Origin of the sequence: Pseudomonas sp. NPDC089408 (assembly GCF_044749445.1) — a bacterium.
In the GTDB taxonomy this organism is placed as follows: domain Bacteria; phylum Pseudomonadota; class Gammaproteobacteria; order Pseudomonadales; family Pseudomonadaceae; genus Aquipseudomonas.
In genome coordinates, this window is the sequence record NZ_JBIVHY010000003.1 from 386,173 (window position 1) to 409,228 (window position 23,056).

The window sequence follows — 23,056 nt, forward strand, 5'->3', positions numbered from 1 at the left end:
GTGTCGCGATAGGGCTGCGCAGCAGCCCCAGCAGTTTATGCTGCGAAGCTGAGAACCTGGGGCCGCTTTGCGGCCCTATCGCGACACAAGGCCGCTCCTACAAGGGCCAGTGCAACCTTGGGGCGAGTGATCTTTCATGGAACAACCTGTCGGCCAGCCAGCCTATGTGCTGCACAGCCGTGCCTACAAGGAAACCAGCGCGCTGGTGGACTTTTTCACCCCGCAGGGCCGTATGCGCGCGGTATTGCGCCGTGCACGCGGCAAGGGTGGCAGCCTGGTGCGGCCGTTCGTGCCACTTGAGGTAGAGCTGCGCGGGCGCGGCGAGCTGAAAAATGTCGGGCGCATGGACAGCGCTGGCATCGCCGCCTGGCTGCATGGCGATGCACTGTTCAGCGGGCTGTACCTCAATGAACTGCTGATGCGCCTGCTGCCTGCCGAAGCGCCATTCCCGGCGCTGTTCGAGCACTACTCCCTGACCTTGCAAGCCCTGGCCGAAGGACGACCGCTGGAGCCTTTGCTGCGCTCGTTCGAATGGCGGCTGCTAGATGAGCTCGGTTATGCGTTTTCCCTGAGCCAGGACGTCAACGACCAGCCCATCGCCACCGATGGCCTGTACCGCTTGCGCGTGGATGCCGGCCTGGAGCGGGTCGAACTGGCACAACCCGGCCTGTTCCGCGGCACCGAACTGCTGGCCCTGGCTGACGCCGACTGGGACGCGCCCGGCGCCTTGCTTGCTGCCAAGCGCCTGATGCGCCAGGCACTGGCGGTTCATCTGGGGGCAAAACCGCTGGTCAGCCGGGAACTGTTTCGCAAGCGCTGATCACGACGTATGCTGTGGGGCTCAATCTTCAGGAGAGCCTTTCGTGACTCACAGCAACCGCATGCTTCTTGGCGTCAACATCGACCACGTGGCGACCCTGCGCCAGGCCCGCGGCACGCGTTACCCTGACCCGGTCAAGGCGGCCCTGGATGCCGAGGAAGCAGGCGCCGATGGCATCACCGTGCACCTGCGCGAAGACCGTCGGCACATCCAGGAACGTGATGTGGTGGTGCTCAAGGATGTGCTGCAGACGCGCATGAACTTCGAGATGGGCATCACCGAAGAGATGATGGCCTTTGCCGAGAAGATTCGCCCGGCGCATATCTGCCTGGTACCGGAAACCCGTCAGGAGCTGACCACCGAGGGTGGCCTGGACGTGGCGGGCCAAGAGGCCCGGATCAAGGCGGCGGTCGAGCGCCTGGCACGTACCGGTGCCGAAGTGTCGCTGTTCATCGATGCCGACGAGCGGCAGATCGAGGCTTCGCGCCGTGTTGGCGCGCCGGCCATCGAGCTGCATACCGGCCGTTATGCCGACGCCCAAACCCCGACCGAAGTGGCTGAAGAGCTGCAGCGCATTGTCGATGGTGTGGCGTTTGGCGTAGGCCAGGGGCTGATCGTCAATGCCGGCCATGGCCTGCATTACCACAACGTCGAGGCGGTGGCGGCGATCAAAGGGATCAACGAGCTGAACATTGGCCACGCGCTGGTGGCGCATGCCTTGTTCGTTGGTTTCAAGGCGGCTGTGGCCGAGATGAAGGCGCTGATCGTCGCGGCTTCGCGCTGATTTGCCGGTTGCCTGTACTGGCCTATTCGCGGGTAAACCCGCTCCTACACAAGCACCACGATCTGTGTAGGAGCGGGTTCACCCGCGAATAGGCCGGCACAGGCAGCCGATTATTCGGCAGGAAACACCAGGCTGAAGCAGGTAGGCCCCAAGAGGCTGCTGCTCACTTCAACTCGCCCCCCATGCAACTGCATGATCGACTTGACGATCGCCAGCCCCAACCCGGTCCCACCTTCCAGCCGCGAGCGCCCCGAGCCGACCCGGTAAAACCGCTCGAACAAGCGAGGCTGATGCTCGGCGGCAATGCCAGGTCCCTGGTTCTCTACCGAAAGCCGTACCTCACTGGCCACACGCTCGATATGCAACTCGACCGGCACGCCCTCAGGACTATGCCGAATGGCATTGCTCAACAGGTTCGACAGCGCCCGCTGAAACATCAGCCGGTCGCCCAGTGCCGTGCCCCAGCCCTGAACCCGCAGCTCAACGGCCTTAATCTCGGCACTGAAGGCAAACAACTCGACCACCCGCACCGCCTCGTCAGCCAGTGCCAAGGGTTTCAGCGCCACCTGAGTCTGTGGCTGGCTGACCTGGGCAAGAAACAGCATGTCGTTGATGATGCGGTTGAGCCGGGTCAGCTCTTCGATGCTGTCTTCCAGCACCTCTCGGTAATTGGCGTTGTCCCGCTCACGGGCCAGTGTCACCTGGGCCTTGCCCATCAGGTTGCTCAGCGGCGTACGCAGCTCATGGGCCAGGTCATCGGAAAACTGCGACAGCTGGCTGACACCCTGGTCGAGGCGGTCGAGCATCACGTTGATGCTGCGTGCCAGTTCCGCCAGCTCCAGCGGCAGGTCGGTGGTGGGCAGGCGATGTTGGAGGTCCTGGGGCGAAACCTGCCCGGCGATCCGCCGAAAGCGCCGCAGCGGTTTCAGGCCACGCTGCATCAGCCACCAGGCGCCCGCACCAATCAGCACCAGCAGCAACGGCAACGCCAGCAAGGTGGAATGCAGGTAGGCCTGGAGCAGGGCGTTATCGTCGGCACGGTTCAGCGACATCATCACCTTGACCGGGGTGTTGTCGCGCAGGTGCATCAGCCGGGTTACGGTGAGGATCTGGTTGCCGATGCTGTCGCGCCAAGGGTAAAAGGCCAGGCGGGCAACGGTGGGCAGTTCAGCGACCCGTGATTCCAGGGCAGGCCCCAGGCTGAGCAGGTGCGGGTGGCGGCTGTCCAATGCCAGTACGCTAAGGCTGAGGTTGTCGTGCCCCATCACCAGATCGAGCAGCGGATGGGCGCGGCTGCCCAGGTCCTCGCTGCGCAGGTCGACGCGCAGGTTGTGCTCGACCTGCAGCATCTTGCGCGCCAGGTCTTTGCGGGCGCGGCTGTCCAGTTCGTGATCAAGGGCGAATACCGCCAGGCAGGCCAGCAGCAGCACCAGTGCGGCGCCCATCAGCGTTACGCTCAGGCCCAGGCGTAGCGACAGGCTGGCCTTTTTCAAAAACGGGCCTCCAGCACATAGCCGACGCCACGTAGGGTATGGATCAGCTTGCTGTCGAAGGGGTCGTCGATCTTCGCCCGCAGGCGCCGGATCGAGACCTCGACCACATTGGTGTCGCAGTCGAAGTTCATGTCCCATACCAGCGAGATGATCTGGGTGCGCGACAGCACTTCGCCGGTCTGGCGCATCAACAGGTGCAGCAGGGCGAACTCCTTGGCCGTCAGGTCGATACGCTGCCCGCTACGGTAGGCGCGGTGGCGGCCGGGGTCCAGCTCCAGGTCGGCGACGCGCAGGGTGCTGGGTTGCAGTTGCTGGTCGTTGCGGCGCAGCAGGCTGCGGATGCGTGCCAGTAGTTCAGGGAATTCGAAAGGCTTGAGCAGGTAGTCATCGGCGCCCAGGTCCAGGCCCTTGACCCGGTCGGCCAGGCGGCCATGGGCGGTGAGCATCATTACGCGCGTGGCCGACTCGGCGCGCAGGCGCTGCAGCACGGTCCAGCCATCGAGTTCGGGCAGGTTGACGTCGAGGATGACCAGGTCGTAAGGCTGCTGGCGAGCCAGGTGCAAGCCGTCGGTGCCAGTGTGGGCGCAGTCGACCACGTAGCCGTTTTCGCGCAGGCCTTGTTGCAGGTAGTCGGCGGTACGCAGCTCGTCCTCGATGATCAGTAGGCGCATGGGGGGCTCGGAGTTATGAAAGGGGACGATTCTCGACCCTGTAGTGACATCAGGGTCAAGCGGAAGGATGTTACGGCATGAGAATGGGGCTGCGGCGTAGATAACGGATTTGTAATCCTGGTGTTATCTGGCTGCCTGTTCCGGCCCTTTCGCGGCGGTTCGACGCCTCGATGAACCCGCTCCCACAGGTACAGCACAGATGCTGAATGTTGTGGTTTACCTGTGGGAGCGGGTTTACCCGCGAAAGGGCCGGAACAGGCAATAGCAGCTCACATTGCAGGACTGTAATCCCCGCCTCACCTTGCCGTTAGCTAGCCCTCGCTAGGATGGCCCTGTCTGATCGGTTATCACGAGGCAAACACGATGAACCTGACCCAATACCTGCTGTTGGCCACCCTTGCCCTGGGCAGCGCCAGCGTTTACGCCGAGGGCGGTGCGGAGCGCTCCAGACAGTTCTGGCAAGCCTTCCGCGAAGACCAGCAGCGGCTGCACGGCGACAAGCAACTGGCCGTTGCCGAACGCGAACGCAAGGCGCAAGAGAAGGCCCGCGAGCTAGCAAAGGATTGAGGTAACCGCACCTGCGCCGCGACAGCTCCTCGACGCAGGTGTTTTCAGGCGCCCGAACGGGCGCCTTTTTTATTTGCGTGCCACCAGCGTGGCGCGGCGTGGGGCGGGCAGGCCTTCGATGGTCTTGCTGTGGTCGTTAGGGTCGAGGAAGTCGCCCAGTGACTGATAGCGCATCCAATCGGTACTGCGCTGCTCTTCGACGCTGGTCACGCTCACATCGACGCAACGCACATCGCTGAAGCCGGCACGGCGCAACCAGCGCTCCAGCGCGGGTACCGACGGCAGGAACCAGACGTTGCGCATTTGCGCGTAGCGGTCCTCAGGGACCAGCACCTGGTTTTCGTCGCCTTCGATCACCAGGGTTTCAAGTACCAGCTCACCACCCTTCACCAGGCAGTCCTTGAGCGCCAGCAGGTGCTCGATGGGCGAGCGGCGATGGTAGAACACGCCCATGGAAAACACCGTATCGAAGCCTTCCAGGTTGGCCGGCAGCTCTTCCAGCGCGAACGGCAGGTGCCAGGCCGCAAGCGCTGGCAGGTACTGCTGCACGGCCTGGAACTGGCAGAAGAACAGCCAGTTGGGGTCGACGCCCACCACCATGTCGGCGCCGGCACCGAGCATGCGCCACTGGTAGTAGCCGTTGCCACAACCCACATCGAGCACACGCTTGCCCTTGAGGTCCAGGTGCGGGCCGACCCGTGACCATTTCCAGTCCGAGCGCCATTCGGTGTCCACGTGCACGCCAAACAGGTCGAATGGCCCCTTGCGCCAAGGCGCCAGGCCCATCAGCGCCTGGCGCATCTGCGCGCGCGTGGCGTCGTCGCAGTCACAGTCCAGGCGTAGCCCGTTGACCAGGTCGATTTCGCTCGGTTGCAAGGCGGGCAGGGCGTCGAGTGCGCCGCGCCAGCGGTCGAGGTCACCGTGGCCTTTCTCCAGCTTGGCTTCCAGTTGCGCTTGCAGGCCTTGCGACCAAGAAGCCAGGGGCGTGCCCGCCAGGCGGCGGACGAGGGGGGACAGATCGATCATGGCAGGGCTATCAACGAGGCGAAGTTAAGGCATTGGAACCAGGGCACCACTTTCGAGAAACCGGCGGCACGCAGGCGCTCTCGATGGGCTTCGAGGGTATCGGGGCGCATCACGTTTTCAATGGCGCTGCGCTTCTGGGCGATTTCCAGTTCGCTGTAGCCATTGGCCCGCTTGAAGTCCAGGTGCAGTTCATTGAGCAGGTCCTGCTCGTGCTCATCGGCAAAGCGCAGCTTCTCCGAGAGGATCAGCGCGCCGCCCGGCAGCAGCGCCTGGCGGATACGGCCGAGCAGTTCCAGGCGCTGGTCGGGGGCGATGAACTGGAGCGTGAAGTTCATTGCCACTACCGAGGCGGGCTCGAAGGGCAAGGCGAGGATATCGGCTTCCAGTACTTGCACCGGCAGCAGCTCCTGGAACATGGAGTCCTGCGCGGTGAGGTACTGGCGGCAGCGCTCGACCATGGCCGCGGAGTTGTCTACCGCGATAACCCGGCAGCCGTCGCTGCGCACATGGCGGCGCAGCGACTGGGTGACTGCACCCAACGATGCGCCCAGGTCGTACAGCGCGGTGTTTGCCTGGGCGAAGCGGCCAGCCAGCACGCCGAGGTTTTCGACGATGGTCGGGTAGCCCGGCACCGAACGCTTGATCATGTCCGGGAATACTCGCACTACGTCCTCGTTGAAGACGAAGTCGGGCACCTGCTCCAGAGGGTGGGCGAAGAGGCGGTCGGGTTGTTTGCTCACGGTGAATCCAGGCGGCGGCTGATGGGCAGGGGGCGCATTCTAGCCAAACTGCCGCCTGGATGCATGGTCGGCTGACCAGCGCTGTGCGTTCAGTTGACCCGGATGGCGCAATCGAAGGTCTGCACTGGGGGCACTTCCAGGGCCCATGGCTGTTGGTAGACCAGTACCAGGTTGCCTTCGCCAGTGGCGCGGGCCTGGTAGCGCCAGGTCGAAAGGCCCGAGCTGCCGACCACATCGCTGTCTTCGGGAGCGCTGTAAACCTCGGGGCCTAGGCTTTGCAGCACATTGGATGCTGGGTTCTGTACCCGCCAGCGATAGCCGGTGGAGGGGTTGCCAGGCAAGCTCAGTGTCAGGCCCTGGCCCACCTGCAGGCGCGTCGGGCATTCGCTTTCGGCGTCCAGTTCAACGGGCTGCGTGGGTTGTTGGGCGCAGGCAGAAAGCAGGGCGAAGCTCAGGGGAACGAGCAGACGAGGGGAGGTCATGTTGGCTCCGGAGGCTGACGATTGCCTGAGGATAACCGATGATCAAGGAAATTTGTGTTGCCTGTGCGGGCCTCTTCGCGGGTAAACCCGCTCCTACAGGTACTCCACTGGTTTCAAATCCAATGGAGTACCTGTGGGAGCGGGTTCACCCGCGCAGTGACCGGTGCAGGCTAGAACAGCACTTTTGCCACGTCGGCAAAGCGCTTGGCGAAATGCACCGTCAAGCCTTCGCGCAGGTAGTCCGGCAGCTCTTCGAAGTCACCCCGGTTAGGCTCCGGCAGGATCAGTTCGAAGATCTTCTGCCGCCGCGCCGCAATCACCTTCTCGCGCACGCCGCCAATCGGCAGCACCTGGCCGGTGAGGGTCAGCTCGCCGGTCATGGCCACGCCTTTTTTCGGTGCCTGGTCGCGGGCCAGTGACAGCAGGGCGCTGGCCATGGTGATACCGGCACTCGGGCCGTCCTTGGGCGTAGCGCCTTCGGGGACGTGCAGGTGGATGAAAGCCTCGTTGAAGAAGCCCGGGTCACCGCCAAACTGCTTGAGGTTGGAGCTGACGTAGCTGTAGGCGATTTCCGCCGACTCTTTCATCACGTCCCCCAGCTTGCCGGTCAGCTTGAAGCCGCGGTTGAGGGTGTGAATGCGAGTCGCCTCGATCGGCAGCGTGGCGCCGCCCATGCTGGTCCAGGCCAGGCCGGTGATCACACCTTTGCCGGCCAGTACCTGCTCGCTGCGGAACACTGGCATGCCGAGCGCGGCTTCCAAGTCCTTCGGGCCGATCTTCAGCTTGGCATCGGGGTTGTCCAGCAGCTTGACCACCGCCTTGCGCACCAGTTTGCCCAGTTGCTTTTCCAGTTGGCGCACACCGGCCTCGCGGGCATAGCCCTCGATGACCAGGCGCAGGGCGCTGTCACTGATGCTGAGGCTGGTTTTGGCCACGCCGGCTTTTTCCAGCTGCTTGGGCCACAGGTGGCGCTTGGCGATGGCCAGTTTTTCTTCGGTGATGTAGCCAGACAGGCGAATCACTTCCATGCGGTCAAGCAACGGCCCGGGGATCGAGTCCAGGGTGTTGGCGGTACACACGAATAGCACCTTGGACAGGTCCAGGCGCAAGTCGAGGTAGTGGTCGAGGAAGTCGACGTTCTGTTCCGGGTCGAGGGTTTCCAGCAGCGCCGAGGCCGGGTCGCCCTGGTAGCTCTGGCCCATTTTGTCAATTTCGTCGAGCATGATCACCGGGTTCATCACTTCGACGTCTTTTAGGGCCTGCACCAGCTTGCCGGGCTGGGCGCCGATGTAGGTGCGGCGGTGGCCCTTGATTTCGGCTTCGTCGCGCATGCCGCCGACGCTGAAACGGTAGAACGGACGGCCGAGCGACTCGGCGATCGACTTGCCGATGCTGGTCTTGCCAACCCCGGGCGGGCCTACCAGCAGCACGATCGAGCCGCTGATTTCGCCCTTCCAGGCGCCTACGGCGAGGAATTCAAGGATGCGTTCCTTGATGTCGTCGAGGCCCGCGTGGTGCTGGTCAAGCACTTTGCGCGCATGCTTGAGGTCGAGCTTGTCCTTGCCGTAGACGCCCCAAGGCAGGGCGGTGGCCCAGTCCAGATAGTTGCGGGTGACGGCATATTCCGGCGAGCCGGTTTCAAGGATGGCCAGCTTGCCCATCTCTTCATCGATGCGCTTTTGCGCCTGGGGCGGCAGGGTCTTGCCTTCGAGGCGCTGTTCGAACTGTTCAAGGTCGGCACTGCGGTCGTCCTTGGTCAGGCCCAGCTCCTGCTGGATGACCTTGAGCTGCTCCTTGAGGAAAAACTCGCGCTGGTGTTCGCCGATCTGCCGGTTGACCTCGGCCGAGATCTCGTTCTGCAGGCGCGCGACTTCTACCTCTTTGCGCAGCATCGGCAGGACCTTTTCCATGCGCTTGAGCATGGGCACGCAGTCCAGCACTTCCTGCAACTGGTTGCCAGTGGCCGAGGTCAGTGCGGCGGCGAAGTCAGTGAGCGGTGACGGGTCGTTGGGGCTGAAGCGGTTGAGGTAGTTCTTCAGTTCTTCGCTGTACAGCGGGTTGAGCGGCAGCAGTTCCTTGATCGCGTTGATCAGGGCCATGCCGTAGGCCTTGACCTCGTCAGTCGGCTCCGCCGGCTGGCGCGGGTACTCGACTTCGACCAGATAAGGCGGGCGGTGGTGCTTGAGCCAGGTGCGGATGCGGACCCGGGTCAGGCCCTGGGCGACGAACTGCAGCTTGCCGTTTTCACGGCTGGCATGGTGCACCTTGACCAGCGTGCCGTACTGCGGCAGCGCTGCGGTATCGAAGTGGCGGTGGTCTTCTGCCGGGGTGTCCATGAAGAACAGTGCCAGGCAGTGATCCGGTGACTTGGCCACCAGGTCGAGGGTTTCGGCCCAAGGCTCTTCGTTGACGATGACCGGCAGCACCTGCGCCGGGAAGAACGGGCGGTTGTGGATCGGGATCACGTAGACCTTGTCCGGCAGCTGCTGGCCGGGCAGGGCGAGGGCGTGGCCGGGTTCGGCCTGAGTGGTGGTGTGTTCGACTTCGCTGTGTTCGTCGGGGTGTTCCGGGAAATCCTGCTGGTCGCTCATGGGGCACCTGCGTGAATGACTATGGTGCTTAGATGGGGCGGAGGGGGATGGGTTTCAAGCTTCAAGCTTCAAGCTTCAAGCTGCAAGCTGCAAGCTGCAAGAAAAAAGCGGGACCGCATTGGCCCCGCTTTTACTTGCGGCTTGTAGCTTGTGGCTTGCAGCTTACTCAGCGAGTTTGTAAGCGATGATGTAATCGCCCATTCTGGTACCCAGCGAGCCATGCCCGCCGGCTGTCACTAGCACGTACTGCTTGCCATCCTTGCCGGTGTAGCTCATCGGCGTGGCCTGGCCACCCGCTGGCAGGCGGGTTTTCCACAGTTCCTTGCCATTGTTCACGTCATAGGCGCGCAGGTACTGGTCGAGGGTGCCGCTAAGGAAACCGACGCCACCTGCGGTTACGATCGAGCCACCCATGCTTGGCACACCCACCGGCAGGCCGATCGGCACCGGGGTACTGTCGCGGGTGGTGCCGTTCTTGTGCTTCCACACCACCTTGTTGGTGAACAGGTCGATGGCGGCGACATAGCCCCAGGCCGGGGCCTGGCACGGTACACCCAGCGGCGACATGAAGGGGTGCATGGTCACTGCATACGGTGCCCCGGTGTTCGGCTGCACACCGCTGGTCTCGCTTTCGCGCTTGCTGCCTTCGGCAACCTGCTCACGCGGGACCATCTTCGACACGAAAGCCATGTAGTTGGGCGAGGTAAACAGCAGCTGGCGCACCGGGTCGACCGACACGCTGCCCCAGTTGAATACGCCGACGTTGCCCGGGTAGACCAGTGAACCCTGCTCGGACGGCGGGGTGTACTGGCCTTCGTAGCGCAGCTCGCGGAACTGAATGCGGCACAGCATCTGGTCGAACGGCGTGGCGCCCCACATGGCCTGTTCGGTCAGCTCTGGGCCAAGCAGGTTGAGGTCGGAGCGAGCCTGGGTCGGCGAGGTGTGGTCGCCTTTCACCGCACCTTGCGGGGTGGGAATTTCGCGGATTGGCACGATCGGCGTGCCGTCGCGGCGGTCAAGCACATACAGGCTGCCTTGCTTGGTCGGCACGATGATCGCCGGCTTCACGCCATCGTCGGTCTTCAGGTGCACCAGGGTCGGCTGGCTGCCGACGTCCATGTCCCACAGGTCGTGGTGGGTGAACTGGTAGTTCCAGCGGGCCTTGCCGGTGGCCAGGTCCAGGGCGACCACGCCGGCGCTGTACTTCTCGGCACCCGGGGTACGGTTGGCGCCCCACTGGTCTGGGGTCTGGTTGCCCAATGGCAGGTAGATCATGCCAAGGTCTTCGTCGACGCTGGCGATCGACCACATGTTGGCCGAGTTGCGGCTGTACATCTTGCCGGGTGCCAGCGGCTTGGTGTCATCCGGGTTGTTGCTGTCCCAGTTCCACACCAGGTGGCCGTCGTGCACATCGTAGGCGCGGATCACGCCGGACGGCTCGTTGGTCGACTCGTTGTCGGTGACGTGGCCACCGATGATCACCAGGTCACGGGTGACCGCGGCAGGCGAAGTGGAGTAGTAGCCACCGGCGGTGAACGGGCCAATGCCGGTGGTGAGGTCGATCACGCCCTGGTTGGCGAAGCCTTCGCAAACCTTGCCGTTGTCGGCGTTGATGGCGATCAGGCGAGCGTCAGCGGTAGGCAGGTAAAGGCGACGCGGGCAGGCCTGGGCTACGGCTTGGCCTGCGTCGGTAATTTTCGGCGCCGGGCTGCCGTCGCGGCTGACATAGCGGTTTTCGTCATAGTACGAAACGCCGCGGCAGGTCATGTGGGCAAAGCCTTTGAAGGTACCGGTCGGGCTCTTGACCTGCGGGTCGTAGCGCCAGATTTCCGCGCCGGTGTCCGGGTCCAGAGCCAGCAGGCGGCTGTGCGCGGTGCAGGCGTAGAGCATGCCGTTGACCTTCAGAGGGGTGTTCTGGTTGGTCAGCTCCACCGGGTCGTTTTCGGTCGGCAGGTCACCGGTGCGGATGCGCCAGGCTTCTTCCAGGCGGTAGGCGTTCTGCGGGGTGATCTGGCGCAGTGGCGAGTAGCGGTCGCCATGCTCGGTGCGGCCGTAGGCCTGCCATTCGCCATCCGGCATGGCCGGGGCAGCGCTGGCCATTTCGCTGCTATCGCGGCCCAGTTCGCCGAACACTTCACCGGGGTGGGTGAACTGGCTGCCCAGGGCGCAGGCGCCAGAAGCGACCACGGCCACGCTGAGCAGGGCCGTGTTGGCCTTGCTGGCCGGGCCGGTCAGCGGGCGACGTGCCCATGGCAGCAGCAGTACCACACCGATGGCGAACCACAGGGCCAGGCGCGGCACCAGTTGCCACCAGTCGAGGCCGACTTCGAGCAGCGCCCAGACGGTACTGCCCAGCAGCACCAGGCCGTACAGGCCCAGGGCGATGCGGCGTTGGGCCAGCAGCAGTGCGCCGGACAGGGCAAAACCGATACCGGCGATCAGGTAGTACAGCGATCCGCCCACCTGGCTCAGCTTGATGCCGCCGGCCAGCAGGGCCAGGCCCATCAGTAACAGCAACACGCCGATCAGGCGCGGTAGCCAGCGGCTTCCATGGTTGGCACCTTCAGTGCTCATCGTAGGTTCTCCGTCAGGTCAAAAAAGGGGTTAGAAACTGCTCTGGATCTTCAGGCCGCCGATCAGGGCGCCATCGACTTGCGACACCCCGCCCGGGTGGCGGATGTACTGCAGGTTGGGGCGTACCGTGAGCCAGTCGGCCAGATGGATGCCGTAGTACAGCTCGGCGCTGTACTCGGTGTCCTGCACAGGCAGGAAGCCGGGGTTGTCGTAGCCGTCGAGGCCGGCGGCCTGGTTGGCCAGGCGGGCGTTCTTGCGGTAACCAGGATTGACGTGCACACGGGCCAGGGCGAAACCGATGTCGTCCTTGGCGCGGGCGTCGAAGGGCCCTTTGTATACCAGCCCTGCCTGTACATAGTTGTCGATGGCATTGGTCTTCTTGTCGTGCACCGTGGCGTTGGCGAACAGGCTCAGGCCGCGCGACTGGTCGGATGCCAGCGATGTCACTTGCTGCTGGGCGCCGATCCACAAGCCGTGCTTGCTCGAGCTGCTGCGGTAAGCGGCGCCGCTGAGGGCTGCGGGCTGACCGTTGCTGTCCTTGAGAACATCTTGTGCCTTGGCATTACTGTAGTAGTAGCCGGCGCGATATTCCCCTTTCAGACCTTGGATACGTGGGCTCCATACCAGTTCGATCGGCATTACTGCGCCCTGGGTGCCGCTGCCGCTGAGCTTGAAGCCGTTACCCGATTCGAGGTTGGAGGGGTTCTGTTCGAACACGCCAACCTGAGCATAAAGCGCGGGGTTGAGGTTGTAGCGCACGCGCAGGGCCCACTGGCTGACCGGCCAGTTGTACCAGATGCCACCCACCCAGTTACCGACCTGCGAGCCGCAGAAGGCCAGGTTCTGGAAGTCGCAAGGGAAGCTGTTGAAGTCCTCGCCTTCACCGAAACGGCCGAATTTCATGTCCAGTGCGCCATCGAAGTACTTCTGCTTGATCCATAGCTGCGTCAGCCGCCAGGTTTCGCCGCGGCCCCAGACTTCCTGGGCGGAGGTGAAACCGCCCACGCGCGGGTCGTTGATGCGGTCGTTGCTGATGTTGTCGCCATGGCGCTCGGTGACGGTCAACTGCAATTCGGTGTCATGCCAGCCGAGGATCTTCTGCAGGTCCAGGTGGCTGCCAAAGGTGAACTGGTCGCTGTAGCGCGCGGTGCGGTCGTGGTCGTAGCCGCCGTGCAGGTTGCTGCCCATCTCGCCGGTGTAGCCGAGGGTGAAGTCGTAGCCTTGTTCCAGCAGCTGGCTGCGGGTACCGCCCCAGTCGCCGAGCATCCAGGGTGAGTCGCTGGCGAACATTTCGCTGGCGCCGACGGGGGCGGTCAAGGCACTAAGGGCAAGGCCGATGTAACAGGTTTTGGGCAGTTGGAGCATGAGATAGCGCTATCTTCTGATTATTGAAAAAACGGCAAGCGCATCGAAGGCTGGGCCCTTCAATGGGTATGGCGACTGAGGTGTCTGAGTGAAGCGTTTCAGCTTGCGGCGGGGAGGATATAGGGGAAGTTGTAAGAAAAAAAGACAAATTGTCGCAGTTGATTGTTGCTGATCTTGCAACAGTTCATGGTTGTCCGAGGGAATGCACAACTTGTAGGAGCGGGTTCACCCGCGAATGCGATGGTGAGGCTGCTGACGCATTCGCGGGTAAACCCGCTCCTACAATGAATCGAGCTGAATTAAAAAGTGGTACGCAGGCCCACTTCCACGCTACGCCCCGGCGCCGGCGCAATATCACGCAGGATCGAGCTGGCATAGCGCACGGTCTGGTCGGTCAGGTTTTCCCCGCGTACAAACGCGAGCCACTGGCTCTGGCCAACTTCGAAGCGGTAGCCAACGCTGGCGCCCAGCGTGGTGTAGCCATCGGTGCTGGTTTCGTTGGCGGGCTTGCGGTGCTGCGATGCCGCGTGCTGTACGTCCACTCGCGCCTGCCAGCGGTCCAGTTCCCAGACCAGGCCGCTGTTCAGGCGCAGCGGAGCGATGCGCGGAAGTGGTTCGCCGCTGTCGAGGTTCTTGGCCCGGGTGTAGTCACCAGACAACTCCAGTGCAAAGCTGCCATAACGGTTCTCGACCAACTGCCAGCGGTCCTGGGCCTCGATGCCGTAGAAGCGCGCCCGCACGCCCTGATACTGGTATTCCGGGAAGCCGTCGTCGTGATCATGGTCGTGGTCATGGTCATCTTCGTCATGCCCGTGGTCATGCCCGCCTTCGCGCAGGTTGCCGGTACCGATCAGGCCGATGTAGTTGCGGAAGTGGCTGTAGAACAGCCCGACGCTGCCTTTGTGCGTGCCATTGTCGAAACGCAGGGCCAGGTCGGCGGAAATGGCTTTTTCCTTGTTCAGGCTGGCATCGCCCACTTCAAAGGCGCCGGTGGCCACGTGCGCGCCGTTGGCGTACAGCTCGTAGAAGGTCGGGGCACGCTCGGTGTAGCCGAGGTTGGCCGCCAGCGACCAGATCGGGTCGAGCTGGTACACCGCGCCCGAGGACAGGCTGAAGGCGTTGAAGCTGCTGGCGCTGTTGGCGTCGACGAAGTTCTCGTTGCCCTTGGCGTCCGGGTCTACACGCGTGTGTTCCATGCGTGCGCCCAGGCTCAGGTTCAGGCGCTCGGTGGCTTGCCACTGCTCAAGCATGAACAGCGCCAGGCTGTCGGTATTGGTATGCGGAACGAAGGCTTCCTCGCCCAGGGCAGAGAATTCGTTGCGGCTGACCTGCGCACCAATTACCCCTTCCACAGGCCCGAGCGGCTGATGGCGGGCTTCGATACGCGCTTCGTAGCCTTTGTTCTTGAAGGTGGTGTGCACCTCGCCTTCTTCGATTTCGCTGTGTTCGTAGTCGGTGTAGCCGGCATCGAGCTTGACCGAACTGAACGGGCCGTCGAGGTCGCGCAGTTCGGAGGCGAAGGCGTAGTGGTCCTGTTTCATGTCCAGACGCACGCCGGATTCGGCCACCGAGCCATAGTTGCTGTCGTAGCGGCTGTACGACAGGCCGGCGTAACCGTGGTCCCAATGGTAGGCACCACCGATGGCGCCGCCGTCCTGGCGCCCATCGCTGTTTTCCAGGCGGTGCTTGCTGCCGGGTTCGTCGGCATCGCGCACCTTGGCGCTGCGCGCGTAGCCAGGGATGCGCAGGTCATTGAACTGGCGGCTGTTGGCGTCCAGGTGCAAGGCGAACGCGCCGTTGCCGGCCTCCAGTTTACCGGCGCTGCTGCGGGTGGTGTCGGCGCCGCCGTAACGCAGTTCGCCGGCACCGTGGATGCCCTCGATCGGCGAGTCCGGAATGCGGTTGTCGAAGGTATTGACCACGCCGCCGATGGCGTTGCCGCCATACAGCAGGGCGGCCGGGCCCCGGACGATTTCGACGCGGTCGACGGTCACCGGGTCCAGCGGTACGGCGTGGTCATAGGACAGCGACGAGGCATCCAGTGCGCCTACGCCGTTGCGCAGGATGCGGATGCGGTCGCCGTCCAGGCCACGAATGACCGGGCGGCTGGCGCCGGGGCCAAACCAGGTCGAGGCGACACCGGGTTGTTTGTTCAGGGTTTCACCCAGGCTGCCGTGCTGCTGTTGCAGCAGGTTGTCACCCTCGAGCACGGTGCTGGGCGCGGCCAGTTGGCGGTTGCCCAACGGGTTAGCGGTGATGACCTGGGGTTCGAGTTCCACGGCCTGGCTGGGTGATGCGGCCAGGCAGAGCGCGACGGCAAGGGGGGAGAGGCGGAGCGGTGTGTACAGCATGGGAGTGGGGCGTTCCTTGGCAGATGCTTTTATAGTGTTACAACATAACATAACTATTTCAGCACAGAGGTTTTGCTCGTGGCCAGCAGTTTTTCTGTCTACTTGCCTGATCCCACCCGCCACTACACTCGTGTAAGGTGCGCATCTTTCCTACGGAGCACAGCATGAGCACGGCCCAACACAACGCGCTGCACGGCAAGACCCTCGAACAGATCCTCACCGAGCTGGTGGCGCACTACCAATGGCAGGGCCTGGCCGAGCGCATAGACGTGCGCTGCTTCAAGAGCAACCCGACCATCAAGTCGAGCCTGACCTTCCTGCGTAAAACACCCTGGGCGCGGGAAAAGGTCGAGCAGTTGTACGTGAAGCTGCAGCGTCAGGCCTGACATGCCGCGCCGCCCTTGGCTGACCGGCATGGCAGTGCTGGGCTGGTTCGGCCTGGCCGTGCAGGTGTACCTGGTGCTGCTGGCGCGTTGGCAGGAGCAGGCCAGCCTGATTGGCGGCCTGATCAATGTGTTCGGCTATTTCACCGTGCTGACCAATACCCTGGTGGCGACGGTGCTCAGTTATGCGGCGTTCGGTCATGAAGGCCATGCCAGGCGTTTTTTCCTGTCGCCGTCGGTGAGTTCCGCAGTGGCTGCCAGTATCGTGCTGGTAGCGCTGGCGTACAGCGTGTTGCTGCGGCACCTGTGGCAGCCGCAGGGCTGGCAGTGGCTGGCGGACGAGTTGCTGCATGACGTGATGCCGGTGCTGTACGCCTTGTACTGGTGGTGCGAAGTGCCCAAGGGACGGCTGCGGTTATGGCACCTGGCGCCCTGGGCGCTGTACCCGGCGGTTTACTTTGGCTATGCCCTGTGGCGGGGGAGCGAGATTGGCGTGTATGCCTACCCGTTCATCGATGTGGCGAGCCTGGGGTATGGACGGGTGATGCTCAATGCCCTTGGGGTACTGGCGGGGTTCTGGGTGATCGGGTTGGTGTTGCTGGGGCTGGATCGGTGGCGTGGGGTGTACAGGCGTGCTTAGCCTGTGCCGGCCTATTCGCGGGTAAACCCGCTCCTACAAAGGTACCGCGCAGGTTGCGGGCTCACGCTTTACATCTGGGAGCGGCTTTAGCCGCGAAGAGGCCAGCGCAGGCGACGTGCATCACTCGTCGTCCGCAGCCCCGTCAGCCCGCCAGTAGGCCGCGGCCTTCAAAGCATCCTCAGGCACACCCTTCTCCAGCAACAGCGCCTTGGCCTGGCGGGTGAGTGCCTTTTCCAGCGCCACCCAGCCGTACAAACGGCCTTGCGGCAAGGTCAAGTTCTTCACCAGTGCCAACAAGTCTTCCTGCTGTCGACGCACCCAGATCACTTCCACCTGGGCCTTGCTCGGCAGCGGCTGGCGTTCCTGTTCGTCCTCGATCTGGATCACCGCCAGCACCTGGCGGCCTGCGGGCAACTCCTCCAGCCGTCGGCCAATCGCCGGGATGGCCGTCTCGTCACCAATAAGCAAGTAGCTGTCAAAAATATCCGGCACCACCAGCGAAGCCCGTGGCCCGGCGATGTTCAGGGTTTGCCCGGGTGCGGCCTGCGCGGCCCAGGTAGAGGCAGGGCCGTCGCCGTGCAAGACGAAGTCGATGTCCAGCTCATTGGCCACCAGGTCAATGCGCCGTGGCGTGTATTCGCGCATGGTTGGCCGTGCGCCGCCCTCCTTGCCCAGGTTGCGTGCCTCGATGGCCTGTTGCTGCTCTGGCGTTTCGCCGAACAGCAGCTTGATATGGTCGTCGCTGCCCACGCTGGTGAAGCCCTGCAGCTCGGCACCACCCAAGGTGATGCGGCGCATGCGCGGGGTCAGGTCGGTAACCCGCAGCACTTGCAGGCGGCGCTGGCGGATCTCGTGGTTGACGCGGTGAATGCTGTCACTCATGGGGAGTCTCCCTGACAGGTTCGGCCGGCCCGGAGGCAATGGCCTTGGCGGTATGGTTGAGCAGGTCGCGGACCCGCTCGATTTCTTCTGCTGTCCAGCGGCCGCTGTGCATGTGCAGTGCGTGGCGCAGGTTGCCGACTGCTTCATGAATTTCTGGCGGGCGGTCGTGACCGCGCAGGGCGCGCTTGCTGACTTCGATGCGCATGCGCACGCCGTCCAGTGCCACAGCCTGCTCGGCCAAGGCGTTGCGACCGGCGTCGGTAATGGCATAGAGGCGTTTGCTGCCCTGCACCTGGCCGCTGATCAGCTCGGCTTCTTCAAGAAAATTGAGCGTGGGGTAGATCACTCCGGGGCTGGGGCTGTAACTGCCGTCGAACAGGTTCTCGATCTGGCGAATCAGGTCGTAGCCGTGGCCAGGCTGCTCGGCGAGCAGGTCCAGCATCAGCAGCTTGAGGTCGCCGGGGGCGAATACGCGGGGGCCGCGCTCGCCACGGCCGGGGCGCCGCTCAAAGGGGTCATGGGGGGTATGTTCGCGCATAAGGATAGGGCTTCGTCGTTTGCGATATATCGTAAGATATTACTCAAGATATATCTAAAGACAAGCCCTTTAATGCCGATGATTATCATCTAGTTCGTCGATGCATTGCCTTCCTTTACCGGGGCATGCACGGCAACCTCGGGCGGTTTGCACTCATTCGGATTGCCCGGCTGCAGGTACGGCATCAGGATCGGCGCCATGCCCTTGAGCACCTGCACCGGCAGCGCCGAGGTAAATTTGAACGCTTCCGCCGAGCGCCCTGGGACGAAGGCGGTCAGGGTGCCGAAGTGGTTTTCGCCGAGGAAGAACACGAAGGTGGCCGTCCTGTTCAACGAACGCGAGCCGATCAGCCGACCCCCGGCACCAAAGCTTTCGATGCGGTTGTCACCGGTACCGGTCTTGCCGCCCATCACCAGTGGTGTGCCGTCCTGCAGCTTGAAACTACCGGAAATGCGCCGCGCTGTACCCGCATCCACCACCTGCGACATGGCGCCTTTGAGTGCGCGCGCCACTTCGACCGGCAGAATTCGCACACCGCGGTCCGGGTCGGTGAGCAGCTTGGTCTCGTAGGGTGTATTGGCAGCAAAGTGCAGGGTATCGATGCGCAGTGTGGGCAGGCGGACGCCGTCGTTCTGGATGATGCCGACCAGTTCGGAGAGGGCCGCAGGGCGGTCACCCGAGCTGCCGATGGCGGTAGCCAGCGACGGCACCAGGTGGTCGAACGGATAGCCCACGCGCTTCCAGCGCTGGTGGATGTCGAGGAAGGCTTCGATCTCGACCATGGTGCGGATGCGGCTGTCACGGGCGCCCTGATGGCGGCTCTTGAACAGCCAGCCGTATACCTCCTGGCGCTCGAAGCGGCTGGCGTTGACCATTTCGGTCAGGGTCGAACCCGGGTTCTTCAACAGGTAGCCGAGCAACCACAGGTCCAGCGGGTGAACCTTGGCGATGTAGCCCTGGTCGGGCAGGTCGTACTTGCCCGGGCCATAGGCTTCGTACATTTCCGACAGGCGACCGTCTGTCAGCTTGCCCAAGGCGATCTTGTCACCCTTGAGGTGGGCACGGACGAAGGCGTTGAAGGTTTCCTGCCCGGCCTCAGGGAACAGGTAGCGGTGCACCGCCGCCAGCCGCTGCGGGGTCACGCGCATGCTGTCGAGGAAGGTATCCAGGCGCTGCTGCGAAGTCTTGCGCTGGTACTTCTTCCAGAAGCGCATCAGGTAGTTGGTGCCTTCCTTGTCGGCAAAGCGTGCCAGGTATTCCTGGCGGCGCGGGTCGGCGTCGTCCTTGAGCAACGGTACGCGGTTGTACGGCTGCTGGTAGGTCACATAGCGCACCAGGTCGCGCATCAGGCGGATGAACGGCAGGTTGATCGATTCGCGCAGCGCGTCCTTGAGGGTGGGGTTGCGGTTGTTGTCTTCCTTGCGGAAGTTGTTGAACACGTGCATGCCGCCGCCGGTGAAGAACGCCTCGCCGGTGTTGGCCGAGTACTTGCGCTCCAGCGCGGCGTCGAGCATGGCGTCCAGGCTCTGGTTCTTGCTGTTCTGCGCCAGCCATTCCAGCGACCACTGGGTGATGCGGTCGAGTTCGGCGACTTCCACCATCTTCAGCTCTGCGGGCGGCTTGCCCGCGTATTTGTCGTGCAGCTCGGCGATGATTTCCAGGTAGGTGGTCAGCACCCGCAGCTTGGCCGTGGAGCCCAGCTCCAGCTTGCTGCCTTCGTTGATGTCGAAGGGCTGGTTGGTGCTGTCGGTCTGTACCCGTACCCGCGAGCCGTCAGCGGTGCGCTCGAACAACGTAAAGCTGTAGCTCACCTGGTCGGTGGTCTTGGTGGTGAGCAGGCGTTCGCCAATCAGGCCGATCTGCGCCGCAAAGGCCGGGTCGGCCAGGTTTTTCAGGTACTGGCTGACCTGTAATTGCAAATCGGCCTGCAACGTACTGGTGGCCGAAACGTCGAGGCGGTCCAGGTCATACAGCGGGCGGTTGAGCATGGCCGCCAAGCGGTTGCGCGCCAGGCTGATGCCCTTGTTGGTAACGATCGGCACGATGGTCGGCTGTGCTACCCAGTCGCGGTACACCGCCTTGCTGGCCAGCGCGGCATCGGCCAATGGTTGTTCGATGACCTGGTTGGCGGCGAGTACGCGGATGTGCGAATTGGTGAGTTCGGCCAGCTCGACTCGTCCTTTGGACAAGTAATGCGAAGGCCGGCGCTGGGCAATCATCAGTGACAGCACCTGGCGCAGGGCCAGCCCTCGGGCGGCCATGCTTTGCGGGTCGCTGGCGGTGGCGTTCAGCGCCTGGTTGACCTGGTCGAAGTCGGCGCCGTACCACACCCGCAGGCCCTCGGCCATGCCATGCACTTCGCCGTGCCCGGGCACGGCCGACAACGGTACGCTGTTGAGGTAGTCACGCACGATGCGCTTGCGCGCCTCGGTGGTGTCGGGGCCGCCCTGGTAAGCGCGCACGCTGGCTGAGACCATCTGGCGGATCTTTTCGGCACCCGACACGGTCAGGCCATCCGGTGAGTGACGGTATTTTTCCAGCTGCGTGGCCAGCGTGCTGCCACCGGCCGACTGGCCAGGCAGGGCCAGGTACTTGGCCACCTGGCTGTAGGCGGCCTTGGCGAAGCGCGGCCAGTCCACGGCCGGGTTGTTGCGCGGGTCCTGGGTATCGAGCAGGTCGCGGTTCTCGATGAACAACAGGCTGTTGACCATCACCGGCGGGATCGCCGCAAAGTCCGGGTACAGGTGCTGCGGGTAGTTGTACTGGTACAGCATGTCGCCGCGGCAGTCGGTGATCGACAGGCCGGCCTGAATCTTCTCGATATAGGGGGCGAACAGCCCATGATCGACGTAGTTCATCAACGCCGGCGAGAACCTCACCTGCTCGCTGATCAGGTAGTCGCGCTTGAGCAGGCGCGGCAGGAACTCGCCCAAGGCGCTGTAGCCCAGGCGTTTGTCGAATGGCCCGTCGCCGGGGTAGATGATGGCATCGCTGGGCCCGGGCTGCAGCGAATAGGTCAGCGTGCCGGCCAGTTTGCTGAATTCGCGCGATTGCAGCTCCGAGGTGCGGAATTCGTCATACGCGGCAACGCCGATGGCAATCAGTGCCACCAGCAGGATGAGGATGATAAGCCGCCACCATAGCCGACGCTGACGGGGGGACTTGGGTTGTGGCGTCTCGGCCGGAGGTATCTCGGGTGCTTCCGTTCTGCTTGGTTCCGATTGCCACAGTGCGCCCATAGTCTTCTATCCGGCCAGGTGTTTTCGTCTTGCTTGCCTGAAGCTTAGACGTTGAGCGGGTAGGGTGAAAAATTTGTAGGAAGTGGCAAAAGGTTGCGCAGGGCTATGCGGCTTTGGTGTGGGTTTCTTGGTACGGGGATGTTGTTATGGTGCCGGAGCGATTTTTTGGGGCCGCTGCGCGGCCCATCGCGACGCAAGGCCGCTCCTACAAGAGACAGCGGCCCCAGAGAACTCGCTGATTATTCCTGTATATACAGCGAAAAACCCTACAACGGTCTTCCTATACTGCTCGGCCCCTTCGCCCTGCCGGGTGCTCTATTCCGGCATACGGGCCGGCCCACGAGGCCAGCCTGGCAAGCCAACGTCACGCCTATCGGCATGGCCGGTGCTGCACGAAGGTCAAATCCAATAACAAAATGAGGTTGTATTGCTATGCCAGTCGGCAACCACCCTGCCCATGGCCAAGCCACTGAAGGCGGCCCGCTCAAGCGTGAACTGGGCGAACGGCACATCCGTCTGATGGCGCTGGGCGCCTGTATCGGTGTCGGTCTTTTCCTTGGCTCGGCCAAGGCTATCGAAATGGCCGGCCCGGCCATCATGCTGTCTTACATCATCGGCGGCCTGGCCATCCTGGTGATCATGCGCGCCCTTGGCGAAATGGCCGTGCACAACCCTGTCGCCGGTTCGTTCAGCCGCTATGCCCAAGACTACCTCGGCCCGTTGGCGGGCTTCCTTACCGGCTGGAACTACTGGTTCCTGTGGCTGGTGACCTGTGTGGCCGAAATCACTGCAGTGGCCATCTACATGGGCATCTGGTTCCCGGACGTGCCGCGCTGGATCTGGGCCCTTGCGGCGCTGGGCAGCATGGGCGCGGTCAACCTGGTGGCAGTAAAGGCCTTCGGTGAATTCGAGTTCTGGTTCGCCCTGATCAAGATCGTCACCATCATCGCCATGGTTCTCGGCGGCATCGGTGTCATTGCCTTCGGCTTTGGCAATGACGGTGTTGCAGTCGGTATCTCCAACCTGTGGAGCAATGGCGGCTTCATGCCCAACGGCGTGACCGGCGTGCTGATGTCGCTGCAGATGGTGATGTTCGCCTACCTGGGCGTGGAAATGATCGGCCTCACCGCCGGCGAAGCACGCAACCCGCAAAAGACCATTCCGCAAGCCATTGGCTCGGTGTTCTGGCGCATCCTGCTGTTCTACGTTGGCGCGCTGTTCGTGATCCTGTCGATCTACCCATGGAACGAAATCGGCAGCCAGGGCAGCCCGTTCGTCATGACCTTCGAGCGCCTCGGCATCAAGACCGCCGCCGGCATTATCAACTTCGTGGTCATCACCGCCGCATTGTCGTCGTGCAACGGCGGCATCTTCAGCACCGGGCGCATGCTCTACAGCCTGGCACAGAACGGCCAGGCACCGGCACCTTTCGCCCGCACTTCGAAGAATGGCGTGCCGCGCAATGCGCTGCTGCTGTCGATCGGCGCGCTGCTGCTGGGCGTGCTGGCCAACTACCTGGTGCCTGAGAAGGTATTTGTCTGGGTGACCTCGATCGCCACCTTTGGCGCGATCTGGACCTGGGTGATGATCCTGCTGGCGCAGCTGAAGTTCCGGGCCGGGCTTACCACTGCCGAACGCAAGGGGCTGAAGTACCGCATGTGGCTGTGGCCGCTGAGCTCGTACCTGGCGCTGGCGTTCCTGGTGCTGGTAGTCGGCCTGATGGCGTACTTCGAGGATACGCGTGTGGCGCTGTATATCGGCCCGGCGTTCCTGGTGCTGCTGACGGTGCTGTATTACGCGTTCCGCCTGGCGCCAAAAGAAGCGCAGGGCGTTGCCAGCCCGGTCTCCTGATTGAAAGGCGGGGGCTGCTCAGCAGCCCCCGCTGCAATCGGGTGGCTTGAAGTGTGTTC

Annotated in this window: 18 protein-coding genes; 6 read left to right on the top strand and 12 right to left on the bottom strand. The window is 63.3% G+C overall.

Annotated elements, in window-relative coordinates:
• Positions 1-136 precede the first annotated feature (136 nt).
• Together recO and pdxJ are read left to right on the top strand one after the other, a co-directional pair.
• A complete protein-coding gene (gene recO, locus ACIP02_RS07610; protein WP_400614794.1) occupies positions 137-820 on the top strand; it encodes a DNA repair protein RecO in 684 nt (227 codons plus the stop codon).
• Between the two features lie 61 nt (positions 821-881).
• Entirely contained in the window at positions 882-1,604 is a 723-nt protein-coding gene (pdxJ, locus tag ACIP02_RS07615) for a pyridoxine 5'-phosphate synthase (RefSeq protein ID WP_400615062.1), read from the top strand.
• Positions 1,605-1,714: 110 nt separating this feature from the next.
• On the opposite strand, the gene ACIP02_RS07620 is transcribed toward pdxJ, so the two are convergent.
• Both ACIP02_RS07620 and ACIP02_RS07625 read right to left on the bottom strand, forming a co-directional pair.
• Positions 1,715-3,097: a heavy metal sensor histidine kinase gene (locus ACIP02_RS07620; RefSeq protein ID WP_400614796.1), complete on the bottom strand. Its 1,383-nt coding sequence runs from the start codon at positions 3,095-3,097 to the stop codon at positions 1,715-1,717.
• A complete protein-coding gene (locus ACIP02_RS07625; protein WP_400614799.1) occupies positions 3,094-3,768 on the bottom strand; it encodes a heavy metal response regulator transcription factor in 675 nt (224 codons plus the stop codon). Before ACIP02_RS07625 ends, ACIP02_RS07620 begins: the two co-directional genes overlap by 4 nt.
• 363 nt (positions 3,769-4,131) lie before the next feature.
• Between ACIP02_RS07625 and ACIP02_RS07630 the strand changes: the two genes are divergently transcribed.
• A complete protein-coding gene (locus ACIP02_RS07630) occupies positions 4,132-4,335 on the top strand; it encodes a hypothetical protein (protein ID WP_400614802.1) in 204 nt (67 codons plus the stop codon).
• A gap of 69 nt (positions 4,336-4,404) precedes the next feature.
• On the opposite strand, the gene cmoB is transcribed toward ACIP02_RS07630, so the two are convergent.
• From cmoB to ACIP02_RS07665, 7 genes are all read right to left on the bottom strand, one after another.
• Positions 4,405-5,361, bottom strand: a complete 957-nt coding sequence (gene cmoB, locus ACIP02_RS07635; RefSeq protein ID WP_400614804.1) for a tRNA 5-methoxyuridine(34)/uridine 5-oxyacetic acid(34) synthase CmoB — start codon at positions 5,359-5,361, stop codon at positions 4,405-4,407.
• On the bottom strand, positions 5,358-6,101 hold the full coding sequence (cmoA, locus tag ACIP02_RS07640) for a carboxy-S-adenosyl-L-methionine synthase CmoA (protein WP_400614806.1): 744 nt from the start codon (positions 6,099-6,101) through the stop codon (positions 5,358-5,360). Before cmoA ends, cmoB begins: the two co-directional genes overlap by 4 nt.
• A gap of 89 nt (positions 6,102-6,190) precedes the next feature.
• A complete protein-coding gene (locus ACIP02_RS07645) occupies positions 6,191-6,583 on the bottom strand; it encodes a protease inhibitor I42 family protein (RefSeq protein WP_400614808.1) in 393 nt (130 codons plus the stop codon).
• A 170-nt stretch (positions 6,584-6,753) separates the two neighbouring features.
• Positions 6,754-9,174, bottom strand: a complete 2,421-nt coding sequence (gene lon / locus ACIP02_RS07650; protein ID WP_400614810.1) for an endopeptidase La — start codon at positions 9,172-9,174, stop codon at positions 6,754-6,756.
• A gap of 162 nt (positions 9,175-9,336) precedes the next feature.
• On the bottom strand, positions 9,337-11,748 hold the full coding sequence (locus tag ACIP02_RS07655; protein WP_400614813.1) for a glucose/quinate/shikimate family membrane-bound PQQ-dependent dehydrogenase: 2,412 nt from the start codon (positions 11,746-11,748) through the stop codon (positions 9,337-9,339).
• Between the two features lie 30 nt (positions 11,749-11,778).
• On the bottom strand, positions 11,779-13,113 hold the full coding sequence (locus tag ACIP02_RS07660; RefSeq protein WP_400614816.1) for a carbohydrate porin: 1,335 nt from the start codon (positions 13,111-13,113) through the stop codon (positions 11,779-11,781).
• Positions 13,114-13,412: 299 nt separating this feature from the next.
• Entirely contained in the window at positions 13,413-15,464 is a 2,052-nt protein-coding gene (locus tag ACIP02_RS07665; RefSeq protein ID WP_400614819.1) for a TonB-dependent receptor, read from the bottom strand.
• 164 nt (positions 15,465-15,628) lie between these two features.
• On the opposite strand from ACIP02_RS07665, the gene ACIP02_RS07670 reads away from it, so the two are divergent.
• Positions 15,629-15,850, top strand: a complete 222-nt coding sequence (locus ACIP02_RS07670; RefSeq protein ID WP_003252112.1) for a VF530 family DNA-binding protein — start codon at positions 15,629-15,631, stop codon at positions 15,848-15,850.
• 1 nt (position 15,851) lies between these two features.
• Positions 15,852-16,487, top strand: coding sequence for a Pr6Pr family membrane protein (locus ACIP02_RS07675; protein WP_400614822.1), 636 nt, complete (start codon positions 15,852-15,854; stop codon positions 16,485-16,487).
• 120 nt (positions 16,488-16,607) lie between these two features.
• Here ACIP02_RS07675 and ACIP02_RS07680 read toward each other — a convergent pair whose 3' ends face one another.
• The 3 genes from ACIP02_RS07680 to ACIP02_RS07690 all read right to left on the bottom strand — a co-directional run bounded on the left by ACIP02_RS07680 (position 16,608) and on the right by ACIP02_RS07690 (position 21,146).
• Entirely contained in the window at positions 16,608-17,369 is a 762-nt protein-coding gene (locus ACIP02_RS07680) for a siderophore-interacting protein (RefSeq protein ID WP_400614825.1), read from the bottom strand.
• Positions 17,362-17,907: a PadR family transcriptional regulator gene (locus ACIP02_RS07685; RefSeq protein WP_201200989.1), complete on the bottom strand. Its 546-nt coding sequence runs from the start codon at positions 17,905-17,907 to the stop codon at positions 17,362-17,364. The genes ACIP02_RS07680 and ACIP02_RS07685 overlap by 8 nt, the downstream gene beginning before the upstream one ends.
• Positions 17,908-17,996: 89 nt before the next feature.
• Positions 17,997-21,146 carry a transglycosylase domain-containing protein gene (locus ACIP02_RS07690; protein ID WP_400614829.1) on the bottom strand — a complete coding sequence of 1,050 codons (3,150 nt, stop codon included), beginning with the start codon at positions 21,144-21,146 and terminating at the stop codon, positions 17,997-17,999.
• Between the two features lie 432 nt (positions 21,147-21,578).
• On the opposite strand from ACIP02_RS07690, the gene ACIP02_RS07695 reads away from it, so the two are divergent.
• A complete protein-coding gene (locus tag ACIP02_RS07695) occupies positions 21,579-22,997 on the top strand; it encodes an amino acid permease (protein WP_400614832.1) in 1,419 nt (472 codons plus the stop codon).
• Positions 22,998-23,056: the final 59 nt, after the last annotated feature.